Below are 1,402 nucleotides of genomic sequence, written 5' to 3'. Positions count from 1 at the left end.
GCAGGGGCATTTCGAAAGCAAGCACGCGCTCGTCCTCACCTATCGGCCGCTTGAATCCAAGAAGACAGCACTCAGCAAATACATCTATTCGGACGAGGAAAGCCGCAAGAAGACCTATGCCGACACGGTGCTCTTCATCTTTAAGAACGCCGTGCGCGAGATCGAGCAGTATTTTGCCAACACCCTGTCGATCCGGCGCATGGAAACGCGCGAGGCTGCCGAGAGGGGAGGGGAGCGGCTCGCTCGCTATGACGAACTGCTGCAATTCGTTCGCTTTTGCGTCACCGGCGAAAACCATCCGATCCKGTTGCCGGATGCTCCCATGTATCTCGATTGGATCGCGACGGCCGAACTCGAGCATGGTCTGACGCCAAAGGTCGAAAATCGCTTTCTCGCGGTTGTGGCAATCGACGGTCTGCCGGCCGAGAGCTGGCCGGGGATTCTCACCAGTCTGKACTTGATGCCGCTCACCTATCGCTGGTCGTCGCGCTTCATCTTCCTCGATGCGGAAGAGGCACGACAGAAACTGGAACGCACCCGCAAGAAGTGGCAGCAGAAGGTACGGCCGTTCTTTGATCAGCTCTTCCAGACGCAAAGCCGTTCGGTTGATCAGGATGCCATGACGATGGTGGCCGAGACCGAGGATGCCATCGCGCAAGCGTCGTCGCAGCTTGTCGCCTACGGCTATTACACGCCAGTGATCATTCTGTTCGACAGCGATCGCGAAGCGCTGCAGGAGAAAGCGGAKGCCATCCGCCGGCTGATCCAGGCGGAAGGATTTGGCGCAAGGATTGAGACGCTCAACGCGACCGACGCATTTCTCGGCAGCCTGCCCKGCAACTGGTACTGCAATATCCGCGAGCCGCTGATCAACACCAGCAATMTCGCCGATCTGGTTCCACTGAACTCTGTCTGGTCCGGCAGCCCGGTGGCGCCTTGCCCGTTCTACCCGCCGAATTCGCCGCCGCTGATGCAGGTGGCGAGCGGCTCGACGCCGTTCCGGCTGAACCTCCATGTCGACGATGTCGGTCACACCCTGATTTTCGGGCCGACCGGTTCGGGCAAATCGACGCTGCTGGCACTGATCGCAGCGCAGTTCCGGCGCTACGAACGYGCCCAGATCTTCGCCTTMGATAAGGGGAACTCSCTSCTGCCGCTGACGCTCGCCGCMGGCGGCGATCACTAYGAGATCGGKGGCGAGGCCCAAGAAGAGGCAAAGGCGCTTGCCTTCTGCCCGCTATCGGATCTCGCGAGCGATGCTGATCGTGCCTGKGCAACTGAATGGATCGAAATGCTGGTCGCCCTGCAGGGCGTTGCCATCACCCCTGATCATCGCAACGCGATCTCGCGCCAGATCGGACTGATGGCGAGCGCTGCCGGACGGTCCCTGTCGGACTTCGTC

Annotated in this window: 1 pseudogene; it reads left to right on the top strand. The window is 60.5% G+C overall.

Annotated elements, in window-relative coordinates:
- A pseudogene (locus QD357_RS32260) lies at nt 1-1,402 on the top strand (conjugal transfer protein TrbE); the annotation flags it as partial.

The organism is Rhizobium sp. BR 317 (assembly GCF_047445835.1).
GTDB lineage: Bacteria > Pseudomonadota > Alphaproteobacteria > Rhizobiales > Rhizobiaceae > Rhizobium > Rhizobium paranaense.
Note: the sequence above shows the minus strand (reverse complement) of the source record. Positions and strands in the feature narration are given on the sequence as shown.